13 protein-coding genes are annotated in these 16,825 nt (G+C 65.1%); 5 read left to right on the top strand and 8 right to left on the bottom strand.

Going from position 1 to position 16,825, the window contains the following annotated elements; genetic code table 11:
* Nucleotides 1–419 precede the first annotated feature (419 nt).
* On the top strand, nt 420–2,312 hold the full coding sequence (locus ABIB27_RS08850) for an FAD-binding monooxygenase (RefSeq protein WP_354215686.1): 1,893 nt from the start codon (nt 420–422) through the stop codon (nt 2,310–2,312).
* Nucleotides 2,313–2,321: 9 nt separating this feature from the next.
* On the opposite strand, the gene ABIB27_RS08845 is transcribed toward ABIB27_RS08850, so the two are convergent.
* The 5 genes from ABIB27_RS08845 to ABIB27_RS08825 all read right to left on the bottom strand — a co-directional run bounded on the left by ABIB27_RS08845 (nt 2,322) and on the right by ABIB27_RS08825 (nt 7,403).
* Nucleotides 2,322–3,371 carry a glycine betaine ABC transporter substrate-binding protein gene (locus ABIB27_RS08845; RefSeq protein WP_354215685.1) on the bottom strand — a complete coding sequence of 350 codons (1,050 nt, stop codon included), beginning with the start codon at nt 3,369–3,371 and terminating at the stop codon, nt 2,322–2,324.
* Complete coding sequence (locus ABIB27_RS08840; RefSeq protein ID WP_354215684.1) at nt 3,372–4,247, bottom strand: ABC transporter permease; 876 nt, start codon at nt 4,245–4,247, stop codon at nt 3,372–3,374.
* Nucleotides 4,244–5,488, bottom strand: a complete 1,245-nt coding sequence (locus ABIB27_RS08835) for an ATP-binding cassette domain-containing protein (RefSeq protein ID WP_354215776.1) — start codon at nt 5,486–5,488, stop codon at nt 4,244–4,246. Before ABIB27_RS08835 ends, ABIB27_RS08840 begins: the two co-directional genes overlap by 4 nt.
* A gap of 43 nt (nt 5,489–5,531) precedes the next feature.
* The gene (locus ABIB27_RS08830) at nt 5,532–6,173 is read right to left on the bottom strand and encodes an ABC transporter permease (RefSeq protein WP_354215775.1); all 642 of its coding nucleotides are present in this window, start codon (nt 6,171–6,173) and stop codon (nt 5,532–5,534) included.
* A 372-nt stretch (nt 6,174–6,545) separates the two neighbouring features.
* Nucleotides 6,546–7,403 (bottom strand): prephenate dehydratase, encoded by an 858-nt coding sequence (locus ABIB27_RS08825; protein WP_354215683.1) that lies wholly within the window; start codon nt 7,401–7,403, stop codon nt 6,546–6,548.
* Between the two features lie 205 nt (nt 7,404–7,608).
* Here ABIB27_RS08825 and gdhA point away from each other — a divergent pair, with 205 nt between their 5' ends.
* Nucleotides 7,609–8,946, top strand: coding sequence for an NADP-specific glutamate dehydrogenase (gdhA, locus tag ABIB27_RS08820; protein WP_354215682.1), 1,338 nt, complete (start codon nt 7,609–7,611; stop codon nt 8,944–8,946).
* 384 nt (nt 8,947–9,330) lie between these two features.
* Nucleotides 9,331–10,620, top strand: a complete 1,290-nt coding sequence (locus tag ABIB27_RS08815) for an ammonium transporter (RefSeq protein WP_354215681.1) — start codon at nt 9,331–9,333, stop codon at nt 10,618–10,620.
* 97 nt (nt 10,621–10,717) lie between these two features.
* On the opposite strand, the gene ABIB27_RS08810 is transcribed toward ABIB27_RS08815, so the two are convergent.
* Nucleotides 10,718–10,936, bottom strand: a complete 219-nt coding sequence (locus tag ABIB27_RS08810; RefSeq protein WP_354253808.1) for a hypothetical protein — start codon at nt 10,934–10,936, stop codon at nt 10,718–10,720.
* Nucleotides 10,937–10,938: 2 nt separating this feature from the next.
* On the bottom strand, nt 10,939–11,259 hold the full coding sequence (locus ABIB27_RS08805) for a hypothetical protein (RefSeq protein ID WP_354253807.1): 321 nt from the start codon (nt 11,257–11,259) through the stop codon (nt 10,939–10,941).
* A 43-nt stretch (nt 11,260–11,302) separates the two neighbouring features.
* On the opposite strand from ABIB27_RS08805, the gene ABIB27_RS08800 reads away from it, so the two are divergent.
* Entirely contained in the window at nt 11,303–12,139 is an 837-nt protein-coding gene (locus tag ABIB27_RS08800; protein WP_502909152.1) for an HNH endonuclease family protein, read from the top strand.
* 58 nt (nt 12,140–12,197) lie between these two features.
* Here ABIB27_RS08800 and ABIB27_RS08795 read toward each other — a convergent pair whose 3' ends face one another.
* On the bottom strand, nt 12,198–15,641 hold the full coding sequence (locus tag ABIB27_RS08795; protein ID WP_354215678.1) for a DEAD/DEAH box helicase: 3,444 nt from the start codon (nt 15,639–15,641) through the stop codon (nt 12,198–12,200).
* A gap of 192 nt (nt 15,642–15,833) precedes the next feature.
* Here ABIB27_RS08795 and ABIB27_RS08790 point away from each other — a divergent pair, with 192 nt between their 5' ends.
* Nucleotides 15,834–16,688 carry a DMP19 family protein gene (locus ABIB27_RS08790; RefSeq protein ID WP_354215677.1) on the top strand — a complete coding sequence of 285 codons (855 nt, stop codon included), beginning with the start codon at nt 15,834–15,836 and terminating at the stop codon, nt 16,686–16,688.
* The last annotated feature ends 137 nt before the right edge of the window (nt 16,689–16,825 follow it).

Below are 16,825 nucleotides of genomic sequence, written 5' to 3'. Positions count from 1 at the left end.
GTCTCCAGCGCCGAACGGACAAAGCGGTTCCCGAACCGGAAAGTCCCGTTAGCGGTCCGTCGAAAAGCCGTCATCCGCTAGCTGCAGGGCAAGGCGGTGCGCCGTCGACAATGAGAGGCCGGTCTGCCGCATCCAGAATGGCGGCGGCACGTTCGAGGGTGCGGTTGGCGTCGCCTCCACGACGGGTGGTGACACGCCGGGAACGTGCTGGCCGTCGTCGGACTCGAACTCACCGCGGCGCTGCTCGCCGCAACGCTCGTGGCACGGCTGCGGACCGTGAACCGGAAGAAACCTACCGGAGGCTGCGCGTAATCCGGCAGGGCTGGCGGCCCTGTACAGTTCTGCGTCAACGCTCGATGCTGAGAGCTAATGGATTGTTTTCACCCCAGTAAGTCCACACAGCGAAGTGAGGAGTGTCCGTGCAGTTCCACCACCACGGTTACGTATCCGGTGACCCGCGGGTCCAGCCAGCAGCCGGCGTCGGCCTTGACCGCCCCGAGGCACTCCCTGACGAAGTCGATGTGCTGATCGTGGGCACCGGCCCGGCGGGCATGCTCGCCGCAGCCCAGCTTTCACAGTTTCCCGGCGTCACCACCCGGATCGTCGAGCGCCGGCCCGGCCGGCTCGTCATCGGCCAGGCTGACGGCATCCAGGCCCGCAGCGTCGAGACCTTCCAGGCCTTTGGCTTCGCCGAGCGGATCGCCGCCGAGGCGTACCGCATCACCGAGATGGCGTTCTGGAAGCCTGACCCCGCGGACCATTCCCGTATTATCCGTGCAGCCCGCACCTTGGACGACCCCACGGGCATCAGCGAGTTCCCGCACCTGATCGTCAACCAGGCGCGCGTGCTGGACTACTTCGCCGAGTACATGGCGAACGCGCCGACGCGCATGTCGCCCGACTACGGCTATGAGTTCCGCAGCCTCGAGATCGGCGAAGGGGACTACCCGGTGACTGTGACGCTGGCCCACAGCGCCGGCCCAAACGAGCGCCAGGAGCGGGCGGTCCGGGCAAAGTACGTCGTCGGCGCGGACGGCGCGCGCAGTAAGGTGCGCGAATCAATCAGGTGCACCATGGCCGGGGACCAGGCCCACCATGCGTGGGGCGTCATGGACGTCCTCGCGGTCACCGACTTCCCCGACATCCGGACAAAATGCGCAATCCAGTCCGGGGGCGGCGGCAGCATCCTGCTGATCCCGCGCGAAGGCGGACATCTCTTCCGCATGTACGTGGACCTCGGCGAGGTGGACCCCAACGACAAGGGCGCGGTGCGCAGCACCACCATCGAGCAGATCATCGGCCACGCGAATGCCATCCTGAATCCCTACTCGCTTGACGTCCGGAACGTGGCCTGGCACAGCGTGTACGAGGTTGCCCACCGCCTCACGGACCGGTTCGACGACGTCCTGCCGGACCAGCGCGGGACGCGCACGCCGCGCGTGTTCATCACGGGCGACGCCTGCCACACGCACAGTGCCAAGGCCGGCCAGGGCATGAACGTCTCGCTGCAGGACGGGTTCAACCTGGGCTGGAAACTCGGCCACGTGCTCGAGGGCCGCAGCCCGGCAAACCTGCTGGCCACGTACTCGGCCGAGCGCCAGGTGGTGGCCAAGGACCTTATCGACTTCGACAAAGTCTGGTCCACGATGATGGCCAAGAAGCCGGAGGAATTTGAGAACCCTTCCGAGCTTGAGGAATTCTACGTGCGCACCGCCGAGTTCCCCGCGGGCTTCATGACCCAATACGCGCCGTCCATGCTCACCGCCGAGGCCAAACACCAGCCGCTGGCTGCCGGGTTCCCCATCGGGAAACGCTTCAAGTCAGCGCTCGTGCGGAGGGTCTGTGACACCAACCCCATGCACCTCGGCCACCACGCCACAGCGGACGGCCGGTGGCGGATCTACGTCTTCGCGGATCCGGCCGCGGCCGGCTCCCCATCGCCCACGAGCCACCTGGCCGAGTGGCTCGCGACCTCGCCGGAATCGCCGCTCCACGCAACGCCGTCGGGCGCTGACCTGGATGCCTGGTTCGACGTCAAGGTCATCTACCAGCAGGACTATCAGCAAGTGGATATCGGCGCCGTTCCGGCGGTGTTCAAGCCGCACGTAGGGCCCTTCCAGCTGACGGACTACGAGAAGGTCTACGCCACCGATCCGGCGGCTGACATGTTCGAGCTCAGGGGCATTGACCGCGGCGGTGTTGTGGTGGTGGTGCGGCCGGACCAGTACGTGGCAAACGTAGTGCCGCTGACGGCGACCGCGGAGCTCGCCGCGTTCTTTGCACCCCTCCTGCCAGCCCGCAGCACGCCCTGAAGAGAGTGCTTAGGACGCCTCGGTGAGGAAGCCATGCTCCTTCATCCACTCGAACGCGACGTCCGCGGGCTCCTGCCCCTCGACGTCGACCAACAGGTTCAGGCCGCGCATTGTCTGGTCCGTCAACAGGGGGGAAATCTGCGCGAATATCCCTTCGAGCTCCGGGTACGCGGCCAGGGTCTTGGAATAGAACACGGGAGCCACGTTGTAGGCGGGGAAGAACTTCTTGTCATCGGTGAGCACTGTAAGGCCCAGCGCGTCGATCCTGCCGTCCGTGGCGAATACCTCACCGAGGGTGCATACACCGTTGTCTGTGGCACTGTAGACGGCGCCGACGTCGTAGAGCCCGATGTTGCGCTCCGGCACACCGGAATCGGAGCCCCGGTCCAGGCCGTAGTGCTTAAGCATCGGCCCGAATCCGTCCGGCCTGGAATTGAACTCCGGCTCGACGCAGAACGTCCGCTGGGACACCGGGAGCTTGGCGATGTCAGACAACGTGCTCAGCCCGTATTTCGCGGCGTTCTCATCGGTAACGGCGAGTGCATAGGTGTTGTTCAGCGGGGCCTTGGCACCCCAGGTCAGGCCGTTGCCCAGGTCCTCGTCATGGACCGCCTGCCATTGCGCGTCCTGCTCGGGAATGCCGGAGGGGTGCCCCATGAAGGACAGCCATGCCGTGCCGGTGTACTCCCAGATGATGTCCGCCTTCCCGGCAAGCATCAGGGACCGGGTGGGCTGGCTGCCAGGGACGTTCGTCAGGTCCGAGACTTCGAAGCCTGCGGCCTTGGCGGCGAGCACCGCCATCTTGCCCAGGATCAGCCCCTCGGTGTTGTTCCGCCCGGTCACGGTCGCGTGCCCCCCGGCCGCGCCGTCGATCGGTCTGATGCTGCCCGGCTGGGCGTCGGGAACGTAAGACGCCGCCGGGGCCAGGCCGCAGCCGCTCAACAACAATCCTCCCGCGGTTGCGACCGCCACGGCCGCGGCGCGGGCGCGTGGCCGCCTGACTTTGCGCCTGAGCGTGCGCCAGGCGCCAGCTAAGCCGTCCTGCTTTGAGTTCAACATCTACAGTCCTTTCGGCCGGGCCAGGTGCTCAACGACCCGCCCTGCCCAGTCAATAAACAGCGCCAGCACTGCCACCAGCAGGGAACCGACCACCAGGACCGCCGGCAGATTGAGTTGGACGCCCGTGGTGATCAGAATTCCCAGCCCGCCTCCGTTAATAAAGGTTGCCAGTGCGGCGGTACCCACCAGCAGCACCAGCGCCGTGCGGATCCCGGCGAGCATGATCGGGACAGCCATCGGCAATTCCACCTTGAACAGGACCGCGGCAGCGCTCATGCCCATTCCGCGGCCAGCTTCCACAAGCCGCTGGTCCACGTGCTGGATCCCCACCATCGTGTTCCGGAGGACCGGCAGGACCCCGTACAGGATGAGCGCAACGACCGCGGCCCGGAATCCGAATCCCAGCCAGAAGGCCAGGAGCACTACGAGTCCGATGGAGGGCGCGGCCTGGCCGATGTTCGCGAGTACCAGCACGGGCCCGCTCAGGAAGCGCAGTCGTTTGCGGGTCAGGGCAATTCCGAGCGGAACGGCGATCACCAGCACGATCGCAGCCGCCAGCAGGGTCAATTGGAGGTGCTCAAGTGTGTGGCCCCACAGCGCTGCCGGGGCCAGGGTGGTCAGCTCGGCGGGCGACAGGTCGGCGACGAGCAGCCATCCGGCCAGGGCGACGAGGACGGCGATGATGCCCAGAAGCTGATAGCCCAGCGCCCACCAGCTGCGCCCGGCAGTGCCGGCGACAATGACGGCATCCGCCCCCACAGCTGTTTCGGCGTCGAGCGTTTCAGTATTTAGGGACTCTGTGTCGGTCGTCCCGGCTCCACCCGCCGCGGCACCGGTCCCGCCAGTTGCGTGGGAGCGCTGTACAGGACCGCTCATTGTTCGGTCCGTTCCTCGCGAAGGTCCGCGGGGGCGGCGGGCCCCGCAGGGGCGGGGATGGCGCCGGTGTTAGTGCCCACCGGTGTGTCATGAGAGTCCAGCGCGGCTGCCTCGTGCGCCGTCGTGATCGCCGTCATGATCGTCTTAACATCAATGACGCCTTGGAAGACGTCCCGCCGACCGGTCACCAGGGCCGCCCCGGCGCTGGAGACCAGCATGGTGTCCAGCGCGTCGTTGAGGGTGGCCCGGCTGCCCACCACCGGCAATTTCGGGTCCGGCACGGCACTGATGGTCTCCATCCGGCTGAGTTGGCGGCGGGACAGCCACTGAAGGGGGCGCTGGCGGGCGTCCACGATGACCGCGTGGCCGTGCCCGGCTGTGGTGATGCGGGCCAGGACCTCCGCCGCGGCCTCCCCGGGCCGCCCTGTGATCGCTTCGGCCAGAGGTGCATCGCTGACGCGGGTAAGGGTCAGTTGCTTGAGCCCCGCGCCGGATCCGATGAAGTTCTCCACGAATTCGTTGGCCGGGTCCGCGAGGATGCGTTCGGGGGTGTCGTACTGGACCAGCCGGGCACCGGCGTCAAAAATGGCGATCCAGTCGCCGAGCTTCACCGCTTCATCAAAGTCGTGGGTAACGCAGACAATTGTTTTCTGCAGCTCGGACTGGATCTGAAGAAGTTCGTCCTGCAGGCGCTGCCGGGTGATCGGATCCACTGCGCCGAACGGCTCGTCCATCAGGAGCACCGGCGGGTCCGCGGCGAGGGCACGGGCCACACCTACGCGTTGCTGCTGGCCGCCCGAAAGTTCTTTGGGAAAACGGTTCCGGTAGACACCGGGCTCCAGCGAGACCAGTTCCAGCAACTCGTCGACGCGGGCGGCGGTGCGTACCTTGTCCCAGCCGAGCATCCTGGGCACGATCGCGATGTTGGCCGCCACGGTCATGTGCGGGAACAGTCCGCCGGCCTGGATGACGTAGCCGATCTTGCGCCTGAGCTGATCGCCGTCTTTCTTGGTGACGTCCTCACCGTTGAGGACGATCCGGCCTTCGGTGGGCTCGATCAGCCGGTTGATCATTTTCAGTGTGGTGGTCTTCCCGCAGCCCGACGGGCCCACGAACATCACCATTTTGCCCGCTGGAATTTCCAGTGTAAGGCCGTCCACGGCAGGCCTGGCCTGGCCGGGGTAGCGCTTGGTGACCTGATCCAGCAGAATGCTGGCCCCGGTGATGCCATCAGCGGGCAGTGACTTGTCTGTAACGGATGCGGGAGTGGATGTGGGGGCGGTTTCAGACACGGATACCTCGCGAAGTTGTCAGCCGGCCGAGAAGGACGAGAAGGAGATCAAGGATGAGGGCAAGAATGACGACGCCGACGACGCCGGTCACCACCGACTCGAACGAGTTAGCGCCACCCAGACGGGAGAGACCGGAAAAGATGAAGCCGCCCAAGCCAGGCCCCAGGGCATAGGCGGTGATGGCCGCCACTCCAATCACCATCTGGGCGGACACGCGTACTCCGGCGAGGATGATCGGCCAGGCCATCGGGAGTTCCACCCGCAGCAAGGTGTGGAAGCGGCTCATGCCGATCCCCCGGGCGGCCTCGACGGTGGCCGGGCTGATACCGGACAGGCCAACGACGGCGTTGCGGAGAATGGGAAGCGTGGCATAGAACGCGACCACGATCACGGCCGGCACCACGCCGAATCCGAAGGGCGGGACCAGAAGCCCGATGAGTGCGAAGGACGGGATGGTCAGTCCGACCGCGGAGACGGAATTCGCGACGGCAACCAGCTTCTTATTCCGGTAGACGAGAACGGCAGCTAGTAATGCCAGGACGGTAGCCAGGATCAGGCACTGGACCACCAGGCTGAAATGCTGCCAGCCAGCGAAGAGGATCTGGTTGAGCCTGCCGGAAATGAAATCCACCACAATAAGCTCTCTTTCCACGCTGTGCGCCGGCTGTATGAGGGCGCTGTGGCCGCCTGCTGCCAGCCCTCCTCGCAGATATCGTTACAAATATCGCGGAGAACCGTGCGGACGGGGCAATGTCTCGGAGTGACATCGGAGGAGCCCCCGCGAGACTGCCGCGGACGAGGGCCAACGACATTCTACCTCTTATGGGTGGCGGAGGGCCCCAGAGCATGCCCCGGCTGGCGGCCTTCGAGCCGCCTCCGGGCGCAGAAACAGGGTGGAATTGCGCAGCGAACCGTGCTCCGTCCCGAAGCTGGGTTCTTGAGTACAGCGGCGCGGACTGGCCGGCCAAGGAGTAGGCGCTGAGGGCCGAGCGCAAGCAGGCCGCGGTCAGCTGTTGGCTGCCTGCGCTATCCGGTGATCGGCGGCGGGATAGACGCCCAGGATGCGGACTTCGGTGGTGAAGAAATCCAGCTCCTCCAGTGCCAGCCGCAGCGGCAGGTCCTCGGGGTGGCCCTCCACATCCACCATGAACATGGTGGCGGTGAACTCGTCGCCCACCATATAGCTCTCCAGCCGCGTCATGTTCACGCCGTTCGTGGCAAACCCACCCAGCGCCTTGTAGAGCGCGGAGGGGACGTTCCGGACGCGGAACACAAAGCTGGTCACCGCCTGCCCGGTCAACTCGTCCCGGGTGGGCAGCTTCTTTTCGCGGGCCAACACCACAAAACGGGTGGTGTTGGAGGGGTCGTCCTCGACGCGCGATGCCAGCACCTCAAGGCCGTAGATCTGGGCCGCGAGCGGGGGCGCGAGGGACAGTTTGGTGGGGTCGTTCCATTCCCGGACTTCGCGGGCGGACCCGGCGGTGTCGCCGGCAATGACGGGCCGGAGGCCGGCGGTCCGGATGAGGCGGCGGCACTGGCCCAGGGCATGGATGTGGCTGTGGACCTCGGTGGCACCCTCGATGGTGCTCCCGGGGATGCCCAGCAGGTCGAAGTGGATGGGGAGAAAGAACTCGCCCACGATCTGCAGGTGCGACAGCGGGAGCAGGACATGGATGTCCGCCACCCGGCCCGCAATCGAGTTCTCGATCGGGATCATGGCCAGCTCGGCCTCACCGCTCGATACCAGCTCGAAAGCGTCCTCGAAGCTGGCACACGGCATGCTTTCGAGTTCGGGGAACATCTGCATGCACGCGATATTGGAGTTGGCGCCGGGTTCACCCTGGTACGCAATCTTCTGGGACATGGTCCGTATGGTTTCACGTCCGGTGCCCACCCACCCAACTGGTGCGCATTAAACGTCGCCATCGGGCGTTCCGGTGGTGTCTGGCAGCGAGGATCCACGGGTGCCCGGTGAATGGCGAATCTTAGGACGGATGACACAGAAAGTTCAGCAGGATCAATCGTTGTTATCATTCATGTTGAACATTGAACGAATTTGAGGAGACAGTGTGGACGCGCGGCTTGAAGCCATCCGGAATACGGTACTGGCGCGAAACCCTGGTGAGGTTGAATTCCACCAGGCTGTGACCGAGGTTTTCGAGAGTCTCGGCCCCGTCCACGACAGGCACCCGGAGCTTCTCGAAGCCGCCATTCTGGAGCGGCTGTGCGAGCCCGAGCGCCAGATCATCTTCCGCGTGCCGTGGACCGACGACACCGGCCGCGTTCAGATCAACAGGGGCTTCCGGGTTGAATTTAACTCCGCCCTCGGCCCGTACAAGGGCGGCCTGCGCTTCCACCCTTCGGTCTACCTCGGCATAGTGAAGTTCCTGGGTTTCGAGCAGATCTTCAAGAACGCCCTGACCGGCATGCCCATCGGCGGCGGCAAAGGCGGCTCGGACTTCGACCCCCGCGGCCGCAGCGATGCGGAAATCATGCGGTTCTGCCAGTCCTTTATGACCGAGCTGTACCGGCACATCGGCGAGTACACTGACGTGCCGGCGGGCGACATCGGTGTTGGTGGCCGTGAAATCGGCTACCTCTTTGGCCAGTACAAGCGCATCACCAACCGCTACGAGTCCGGCGTCCTGACCGGCAAGGGCATTACCTGGGGCGGCTCGCTGGTGCGTCCGGAAGCCACAGGTTACGGCACGGTCATCTTCACCCGGGAGATGCTGAAAACCCGCGGGATGTCGTTCGACGGCCAGCGTGTTGTGGTGTCGGGTTCCGGCAATGTGGCCATCAACGCCATCGCCAAGGCACAGACGCTCGGTGCCAGCGTGGTGGCCTGCTCCGATTCCTCCGGCTACATCGTGGATGAGGCCGGAATCGACGTCGGACTTCTGCGCGAGATCAAGGAAATAGAGCGCGGCCGCCTCAAGGATTACGCCCTCCGCCGCCCCGGCGTTTCCTACGTGGAATCCGGGTCCGTGTGGGACGTCGACGCCACGGTGGCCCTTCCGTGTGCCACGCAGAACGAGCTCGACGGCGATGCTGCCGCACGCTTGGTCCGCAACGGTCTCTTAGCGGTCGGCGAAGGCGCCAACATGCCCTCCACCCGTGACGCGGTGGCTGTCTTCCAGGATGCCGGTATCCTGTTCGGGCCGGGCAAAGCGGCCAATGCAGGCGGCGTTGCGACATCGGCGCTTGAGATGCAGCAGAACGCCAGCCGCGACTCCTGGACGTTCGAGCACACAGAACAGCGTCTTACTGAAATCATGGTGGGGATCCACGACCGCTGCGCTTCCACCGCGGACGAATACGGTCAGCCCGGCAACTATGTGCTGGGCGCCAACGTCGGCGGGTTCGTCAAGGTTGCCGACGCCATGCTGGCGCAGGGCCTCATCTAGCATCCGGCACCGCCCCACGCGTTTTCTCAGTGGCCACCGACCCAGCAAGGGTCGGTGGCCACTTCGTTTTGTGGCGTGCACACCCCAGGCCCGGGCAGACGCGCTTGCATCCACTCCGGTCACGCTGACGGCGCCTCCGCCGTTCTCGTCCGGCCGTGATTACCGGGAACGAATGTGCGTTCGATGGACTGTGTAACTGGCCCTGCCCGCGACTGCAACGTCGATTTAACCAGCCGGAAACCCACCGCGGAACTGCCGCCCTACTGTTGGAACCAGACGGCAATAGCTGCCCTCCGATGTGCTTTGCTCCAACTCCGCGCCGTCCTCCGGAGCGGCTCTGACGGGCAATTCCGTTCTCTCTTCGCATCACGAAAGGGGTTTCCCATGGATTCGGGAAATGTCGCTTGGATTCTGGCCAGCTCGGCGCTGGTCTGCATGATGATCCCCGCCCTGGCCCTGTTTTACGGGGGAATGGTGGGGTCTCGTCGCATTCTCAACATGATGATGATGTGCTTCGGTGGCGCGAGCCTGGTGGCGGTGCTCTGGGCGCTTTTCGGCTACTCAATGGCTTTCGGCGACTCCGTGGGCGGCTGGGGACTGATCGGTGACGTCACCGAATTCCCTGGCATGGGACAGCTGCTGGCCAAAGATGACTCTGTATCCATCCCGGTGATCCTCTTCGCGGCGTTCCAGCTGTTCTTCGCCTGCGTCACCACCGCCCTGGTTGCGGGAGCGGCGGCCGGGCGCATGAAGTTCGGTGCTTGGATGCTGTTCGCGGGCATCTGGGCCACCATCGTCTACTTCCCCATCGCGCACTGGGTGTTTGCCTTCTCGTCTGCCGACGGCAGCGTCACCGGCGGCTGGATCGCCAACGGCATCAAGGCCATCGACTTTGCCGGCGGCACCGCTGTCCACATGAACGCCGGCGCCGCCGCGCTGGCACTGGCCTTAGTGCTTGGAAAGAGCTCGGGTTGGCCCAAGATGGACCACACCAAGCCGCACAGCCGGCCGCTGGTGCTCGTCGGCGCCGGACTGCTGTGGGTGGGCTGGTTCGGCTTCAACGCCGGCTCTGCGCTCTCGGCGGGCCAGTCCGCGTCAGTGGTATTCCTGAACACGGCCGTGGCTGCGTCTGCCGGGCTCCTTGCCTGGGCCCTCGTTGAGCGGCTCCGCCACGGTGCGGCCACCAGCATGGGTGCGGCGTCCGGCCTGATCTCTGCCCTCGTTGCCATCACACCGGCTTGTGGTGCCGTCAGTCCGCTTGGCGCACTGGCCATCGGCGCCATCGCCGGCGCTGTCTGCTCCCTGGCGATCGAACTGAAGTTCCGGCTGGGCTACGACGATTCCCTGGATGTTGTGGGCGTCCACTTGGTGGGCGGCATCATCGGCACGCTGCTGATCGGGCTCTTCGCGACCGACAAGGCGCCGAACGGAGTAAGCGGTCTCTTCTACGGCGGCGGCCTCGGGCAACTTGGCATCCAGGCGCTCGCCACCGTCTCCGTCCTGGCCTATTCGTTCGGGGTGACCTGGATCCTGGCCAAGATACTGGACCGGATTATGGGACTACGCATCAAGCCCGAGGACGAAATGCGCGGCATCGACATCGCAGCACACTCGGAGTTTGCCTACCTGACGGACGAAGACCCCGTGGAACTCGGTTCCCCGCAGCGCGCCTGATAGACAGCAACAGCTGATGGTCAGAATCAGCTGGTGGTTAGCAACAGCTCATGAACAACTAAAAAAGTCCGGGTCGGCGTTGGGGCGCTGACCCGGGTCACGAGTCCGGCAGCAGACCGAACCGCGGACCGGTGCCAGCAGCAGTTGGCTTATAGTTCCGTGGTTCGGCCCAATGTCGTGAGTCCGTTTCGTCAACAACGGTCCGGGCGTGCTGCCACGAAATCGACCCTGCTTCCAGGGCGGCCAGCGTCAGCGGCAGCGCGGTGGTTAATTCATGTGCTTCGGCCAGCGGCGCGTTCGCCGTGCGTTCGCTCACGGTCAGGGCGCAGGCGACTTCGGCCAGGATGCCCATGTCCTGGGCGGGCTGCTCTCCCGGGGACGCCACAGGGCCTGAAACCGCCTGCGCGGCATGGTCATAACCGTTGGCGGCAGGACCTTCACGGCAGCCATCATGGCCTCCATCCCGGCAGTTCCGGACAGGACGGTCAGGCACGCTTCTGCCTGCTGGCGCAGCAGGTCCCCGTCCCCCACGGACGGCTGGGCCGCCGAGACAACGGCAGTCCCGCGGAGTACACCGGCCAACCCGGCGGCGGAGGCCGCGATGGCCTCCAGAACCTCTGCAGCTGCCGTGTTGTCCATGGTCACATCATGACAAAGGGGTACGACATCTAAGGGGGGCAGAGTGGCGTCCCAGCATGACGGACTGCGTGACAGACTTCACCTCCAGGCATCACGGGTCAGGACGGCCGGCGCTAGTAACCTGTTCACCTCCGCCGCACTCTTGAAGGACTTTACTATCAACCATTCCGCCGCCATCAAAGCACTGACCCTGCTCACCAGTCTGCTTCTTGCAGGTGCCCTCGCCGGTTGTGACGCCGCAGCGGAGGCCGCAACCATGATGACCGACTCAGTCAGGGCCGCTCCGTCGGGCATCTCCGCCGAATCTGTAAGCCCAGCCGAACTGGCTACGGCCCGCGCCGAATTGGAAACCATCCCGGTTAAGGGACGCGCCCCCAAGACCGGCTACGCCCGCGACGAATTTGGTCCGGCCTGGGCCGACGTCGACCGAAACGGCTGCGACACGCGAAACGACATCCTCGCCAGGGATCTCCAAGGCGAGACGTTCAAGCCCGGCACACAGAACTGCGTCGTTGCCACGGGAATGCTGGCCGATAAGTACACAGCTACAACCATCAACTTTGTCCGAGGCAACACCACCAGCTCCGCCGTCCAGATTGATCACCTCGTCGCTCTCAGCGACGCGTGGCAGAAAGGCGCACAGCAGCTCAGCCCCGAACAGCGCAAGCAACTGGCGAACGACCCCCTGAACCTCATGGCCGCAGACGGGCCCACTAACGGCGCCAAGGGCGACAAGGATGCTGCCACCTGGCTCCCGCCAAATAAGGCGTTCCGGTGCGAATACGTGGTCCGCCAGACCGCCGTCAAGGCCAAGTACCACCTGTGGGCCACCCAGGCCGAGCATGATGCGATCGCCGGTATCCTGACTGCCTGCAGTTAAGCGGTGACCCGTTAAGCGGTGACCCGTACCGGCCAACGAAAACAGCCTCCGACGACGGTCAGTCCTTGAACAGCCCCGCGAGGTCCTCGGCCGTTATGGCGCCGCCGGAGAGGGCGTCGCCTTCCATCACGTCCGCAAACAGCTGCGACTTGCGCGCTTTCAGGGCCATGACCTTTTCCTCGATGGTGTCCTTGGCCACCAGCCGGTACACCATCACATTCCTCGCCTGCCCAATCCTGTGGGTCCGGTCCACAGCCTGTGCCTCGGACGCGGGGTTCCACCACGGATCCAGCAGGAACACGTAGTCGGCCTCGGTCAGGTTCAGCCCAAAGCCGCCGGCCTTCAATGAGATGAGGAATACCGGCGCGCTGCCGTTCTTGAACTCATTGACGACGTCGGTACGGTTCCGGGTGCTGCCGTCGAGGTAGCAGAACTCGATCTTCTCCTCCACAAGACGTTCGCGGACCTTACCCAGGAAACCGGTGAACTGGCTGAAGATCAGTGCGCGGTGGCCCTCTGCCACCAAGTCCTCCAGCTGCTCGAACAGGACATCCAGTTTGCTGGACCGGACGCCGGTCAGCGACGGATCCACCAGCGAAGCGTCCAGGCTGAGCTGCCGCAGCAGGGTGAGCGACTGGAAAATGGTGAACCGGTTCTTATTAACGTCCTCGATCAGGCCCAGGATCTTTTGCCGCTCACGCTGCAGATGGGTCTGGTAGACCTTCTGGTGACGCGGATTCAGGACCACCTCCAGGATCTGCTCCTGCTTGGGTGGCAGGTCCTGGATGACTTGGTCCTTGGTACGCCGCATCATCAGTGGACGGACCCGACGGCGGAGCTTGTCCAACTGCCCCTTGTCGCCGTTCTTCTCCACGGGCTTCTGGTAGTACTCGGCGAAGCGCTTGGGGCTGGAGAACAGGCCAGGCGCCACGATGGACGTCAGCGCCCAGAACTCCATGAGGTTGTTTTCCAGCGGCGTGCCTGTGATGGCCAGCTTGAAGGCGGCGGGCAGCTTCCGGGCACACTGGTACGCCTTGGACTGGTGGTTCTTCACAAACTGGGCTTCGTCCAGCACCAGCCCGGCCCAGGTCCTGGAGGCGTAGGAATCGTAGTCGATCCTGAACAGGGCGTACGAGGTGATCACAATGTCCGCGCCGCCCAGCTCAACGGCCGCATCCTGGCTGTTCTTGGCAAAGGTTTCGCTCACGATGCGAACCGTGAGGCCGGGAGCGAAGCGCGCGGCTTCCGCCGCCCAGTTGCCCACGACGCTGGTGGGGGCAACCACCAAAAAGGGAGTGCCGCCGTCGGGCGCTGAAGTGGCGGGTGAAGTGGCGGGATCAGTGGCCGCCTGCTCCTTCGCAGCGCACATCAGCGCGAGCGCCTGCACGGTTTTGCCCAGCCCCATGTCGTCGGCGAGGACCCCGCCCAGGCTGTGCCGGTAGAGGAAGCTGAGCCAGTTGAAACCCTCCAGCTGATAGGGCCGCAGTTCGGCGTTCAACGAGGCAGGCAGCGGAAGGCCGTCGATCCCGCCCTCCAGCAGCCCGCCCACGGCCTCACGCCACGCGGCAGCCTGCTCGTCCACGATGCCCAGCTGGGCCAGCTCGTCCCACAGCCCGGCCTGGAAGCGGCTGATCTGCAACGGGGCGTCCTGGTTGTCCTGGAGCGAGCGGGCTTCCTCGATCAGGGCCCGCAGGTGGTGCAGTTCAGGCAAGTCCAACGAGAAGTAGGCCCCGCTGGGCAGGAGCATCTTGGTCTGGCCGGCGGCCAAGGCGGAAAACACGGCCGCGAAGGAAACCGGTTGGCCCTCCAACGAAATCTGGATGCCGAGGTCGAACCAGTCGCGCTGTTCGGTGGCCTTGGTGGAGATGGAAACCACGGGCGCTTCCTCGGCCTCGCGGTAGTCCGCGATGTCCCCGGCAGTGTCCACCGCGACCTCCGGGGCGTTCCGGAGCATGGGCAGGACATCCTCGGTGAAAGCCAGCGTGTCCAGGCCGCTGAGTTCAACGGATGCAGCCAGCCGCGGAGTGCCCCAGCCGCCGGTGGCGGATTCGCCCAACGCCGGGACAACGTTCCACGGCTGGCCGATTCCCTCCAGGATGCGTGCCTCGGCGGTGTCGTCGCGGTAGCCATGGTCGCCGGGGTGCCGCCAGAGCGGCTGGGCGTTGACCATGTTCCCGGACTTGTAATGCCATTCCCAGTGCAGCCGCACGCGGTGGTCAGCGCCGTAGTTGGCCAGCAGCGAGAGCGTGGGGACGGCAAGTGTGGGCAGCGCCACCGACTCATCCTTCGCGGTGACCCGTGCGGTCTGCCTGAGCTTCGGGTAGAAGCCGGTCAGGAAACGCGTTTCGTCCTGCGCTGGAATGTGCAGCGTGCTGCCGGCGGTCACGAAGGTCAGCAGTTCCTCACTCAGGCCAGCTTCCAGCGGCGCCAGGGTAATCACACTGTCCGCGGAAACCCCGGGAAGCGCTTCGCCGCCGGTAGTCAGGAAGATGCCGTGCGCCGGGCGGCCAATGGTCCCCACCGATGCGGGATCAACCTCTTCCCCCTCCACAGTGATGGTGGGCGCAAGCTCCAGCCCGCCGTCGTCGGCTGTTCTCGCAGTACTGCCCGCGGCGGGTTCACCCACAGGCGCGCCAAAGCGGCTCAGGTTAAGCCCGACGGCGGCGGGAGACTCCGCCAGGCGCACCGGCTCGGTGCCGCGGCTGTGGACCAGGGCGAGGCCGATCTTTTTGGCGTCGGCGAGCAGCCCCCACAGGTTCTTGCCGGCGAAGGTGTTTAGGCCCAGCCAGAGCGCGGAGGAGTTGTGGACCCGGTTGGCGGCGGCGGTGTGTGCGGCGAGGAACGTCTGCATCCACTCGATGTGGGCCTCGTTGCATTCGCGCCGGAAGTTCAGGTAACTCAGGGTGTTCCAGGAGACGTCGCCGCGGACCCACTTGCCCTTGGCGCCCATGATCACGGGCCGGGCCTTGAGCTGGCGGACGCTGCGGAGCGGGTCGCGGCGCCCTGTGTAGGAGAAGTGCGGGGCCGGTTCCTCGATCTCGAACTGGAGGGCCAGGGGGATGCCGTTGCTGGATTGGGTGATGCCGGGCTGCGAGATAAGCGGGCTCAGGGCCTGCTCCCAGTCGGCCAGATCGAGGCTGGCGGGTTGGCGGGACAGCCGGGAAACCTCGGCCGGGGCCAGGAGTTGAACGCGGATGGCGGGGTTGTCCTCGGCGGCGAAAAGCAGCGCGGCCACATGCTTGCAGTCCTTGCGGACGGGGCAGCTGCAGACGCCTACAGTGCAGCTCCAGCCGCCCGTTTTCCGGACCAGCTTGGCCGTGGTGGAGTAGGGCACGTCCGCGCCTCCCCGGACCTTGCCCAGCATGAGCCCGGTGGCGGCGTCGAACGACACTCCGGAAACCCGGCTGCCCATGGCATACGCCAGCCCGGCCGCGAGGGAGCGGTCGTTGATGGCGGGGGTCTGTATCGCCAGTGCCGCACTCTCGTCCGGTTGGGATGGCATGGTGCGCGCTACTTTCAGCTGGCCACGGCGGGGCCGTGTCCGATCGATGATTATCTGATTCATCTTAGTTCGCCCGGCGGGGGCCTGAAACTTCGCCTGACGTTCACTTCATCCTCAGCCGACCGCTGTCCCCGCCCACGTAGCGTGAAAGTGTCCCGAGCATCATCAAAGCTTTCAGCAGTGAGGAATTTCATGACCACGAGCCAGAACCCTGTCGTCCTGACCAAAGCCAGCATCGAAGCTGGTACTGAGGAGGTTGTCGATGCCAACGTTCACGTGGTGAACGCCATGTACGGGAGCCTGCTCGACGCCGGCGAGATCGCTCCTGCGGCGCTCCGCAGCTACTACGTGGACTTCTACGTCACGCAGTCCCTGGAGGGCGGATTCGCCCAGTACGTGTTCACCGCTGACCGCGACGAAGTGGATCCGCTGATCCGCGAGGGCCTCGAGAGCATGGGCGCAACGGCGCACCTGGAGCTCTTCAACCGGACCGTTGAGGTTTTTGATGCCTTGTCCGAGGAAGACGAGGAACGCTACCTCGACGGCGACCTGGACGCCGAGGAAGAGTCCAACGACGCCGTCCGCGTCATGGAGGAACTCGACGGCGAGTTCGAGGAACTGTTCGAGACCGAGAACATCACCGCTTTGAACGCCGCCTGGCTACTGGGCCAGGAAGGCCTGCTGGTGCTGGATGATGAGGCGCTCAGCGCCTACATCGAACACCAGGTGGCGCTCCTCCCCGACCTCGACGAGCGCCAGGCCCGGGCCGACGAGGAAGCGCTGGACAACGCCCCGGATTTTGAAATCATCATCCGGGAACTGTGCAACGTTGCCGGCTATGCCCTCGAAAAGATCACCATGGGCGACCCCAACTATCTGCACAACGGCGAGAAGAAGACTCTGGCCTGGCACTTCAGCACGGACCACGGCGACTTCCTCATGGTGGAGGAAGAGGACGAGGCGTTCATGATCAACCCGGAGACGCAGGAGATTGTGGCCGCGGTTGAGTTCGAAGAAGCGGACGACGACGATCTGATCGACGCGTAGGGAGCCGCACCTGACGCGCGCGGCAAGTAAGCGCGGGCCGGGTTCGCCCACTTCGCCGGAAGAGTGCAGGGTCGCCGGGAAGTTCCGGCGACCCTGCTGCGTTCCGGCGATTTCGACTGCGGCCGTTGCGGCAGACT

It is taken from the genome of Arthrobacter sp. UYEF21 (assembly GCF_040546085.1).
Lineage (GTDB): Bacteria > Actinomycetota > Actinomycetes > Actinomycetales > Micrococcaceae > Arthrobacter.
Note: the sequence above shows the minus strand (reverse complement) of the source record. Positions and strands in the feature narration are given on the sequence as shown.

Bases quoted from the DNA above. Each gene is read 5' to 3' on its own strand.
- ABIB27_RS08845 (WP_354215685.1), bottom strand. From the start codon at position 3,371: ATGTTGAACTCAAAGCAGGACGGCTTAGCTGGCGCCTGGCGCACGCTC.
- ABIB27_RS08840 (WP_354215684.1), bottom strand. From the start codon at position 4,247: ATGAGCGGTCCTGTACAGCGCTCCCACGCAACTGGCGGGACCGGTGCC.
- ABIB27_RS08825 (WP_354215683.1), bottom strand. From the start codon at position 7,403: ATGTCCCAGAAGATTGCGTACCAGGGTGAACCCGGCGCCAACTCCAAT.
- ABIB27_RS08815 (WP_354215681.1), top strand. From the start codon at position 9,331: ATGGATTCGGGAAATGTCGCTTGGATTCTGGCCAGCTCGGCGCTGGTC.
- ABIB27_RS08805 (WP_354253807.1), bottom strand. From the start codon at position 11,259: ATGGACAACACGGCAGCTGCAGAGGTTCTGGAGGCCATCGCGGCCTCC.
- ABIB27_RS08795 (WP_354215678.1), bottom strand. From the start codon at position 15,641: ATGCCATCCCAACCGGACGAGAGTGCGGCACTGGCGATACAGACCCCC.
- ABIB27_RS08790 (WP_354215677.1), top strand. From the start codon at position 15,834: ATGACCACGAGCCAGAACCCTGTCGTCCTGACCAAAGCCAGCATCGAA.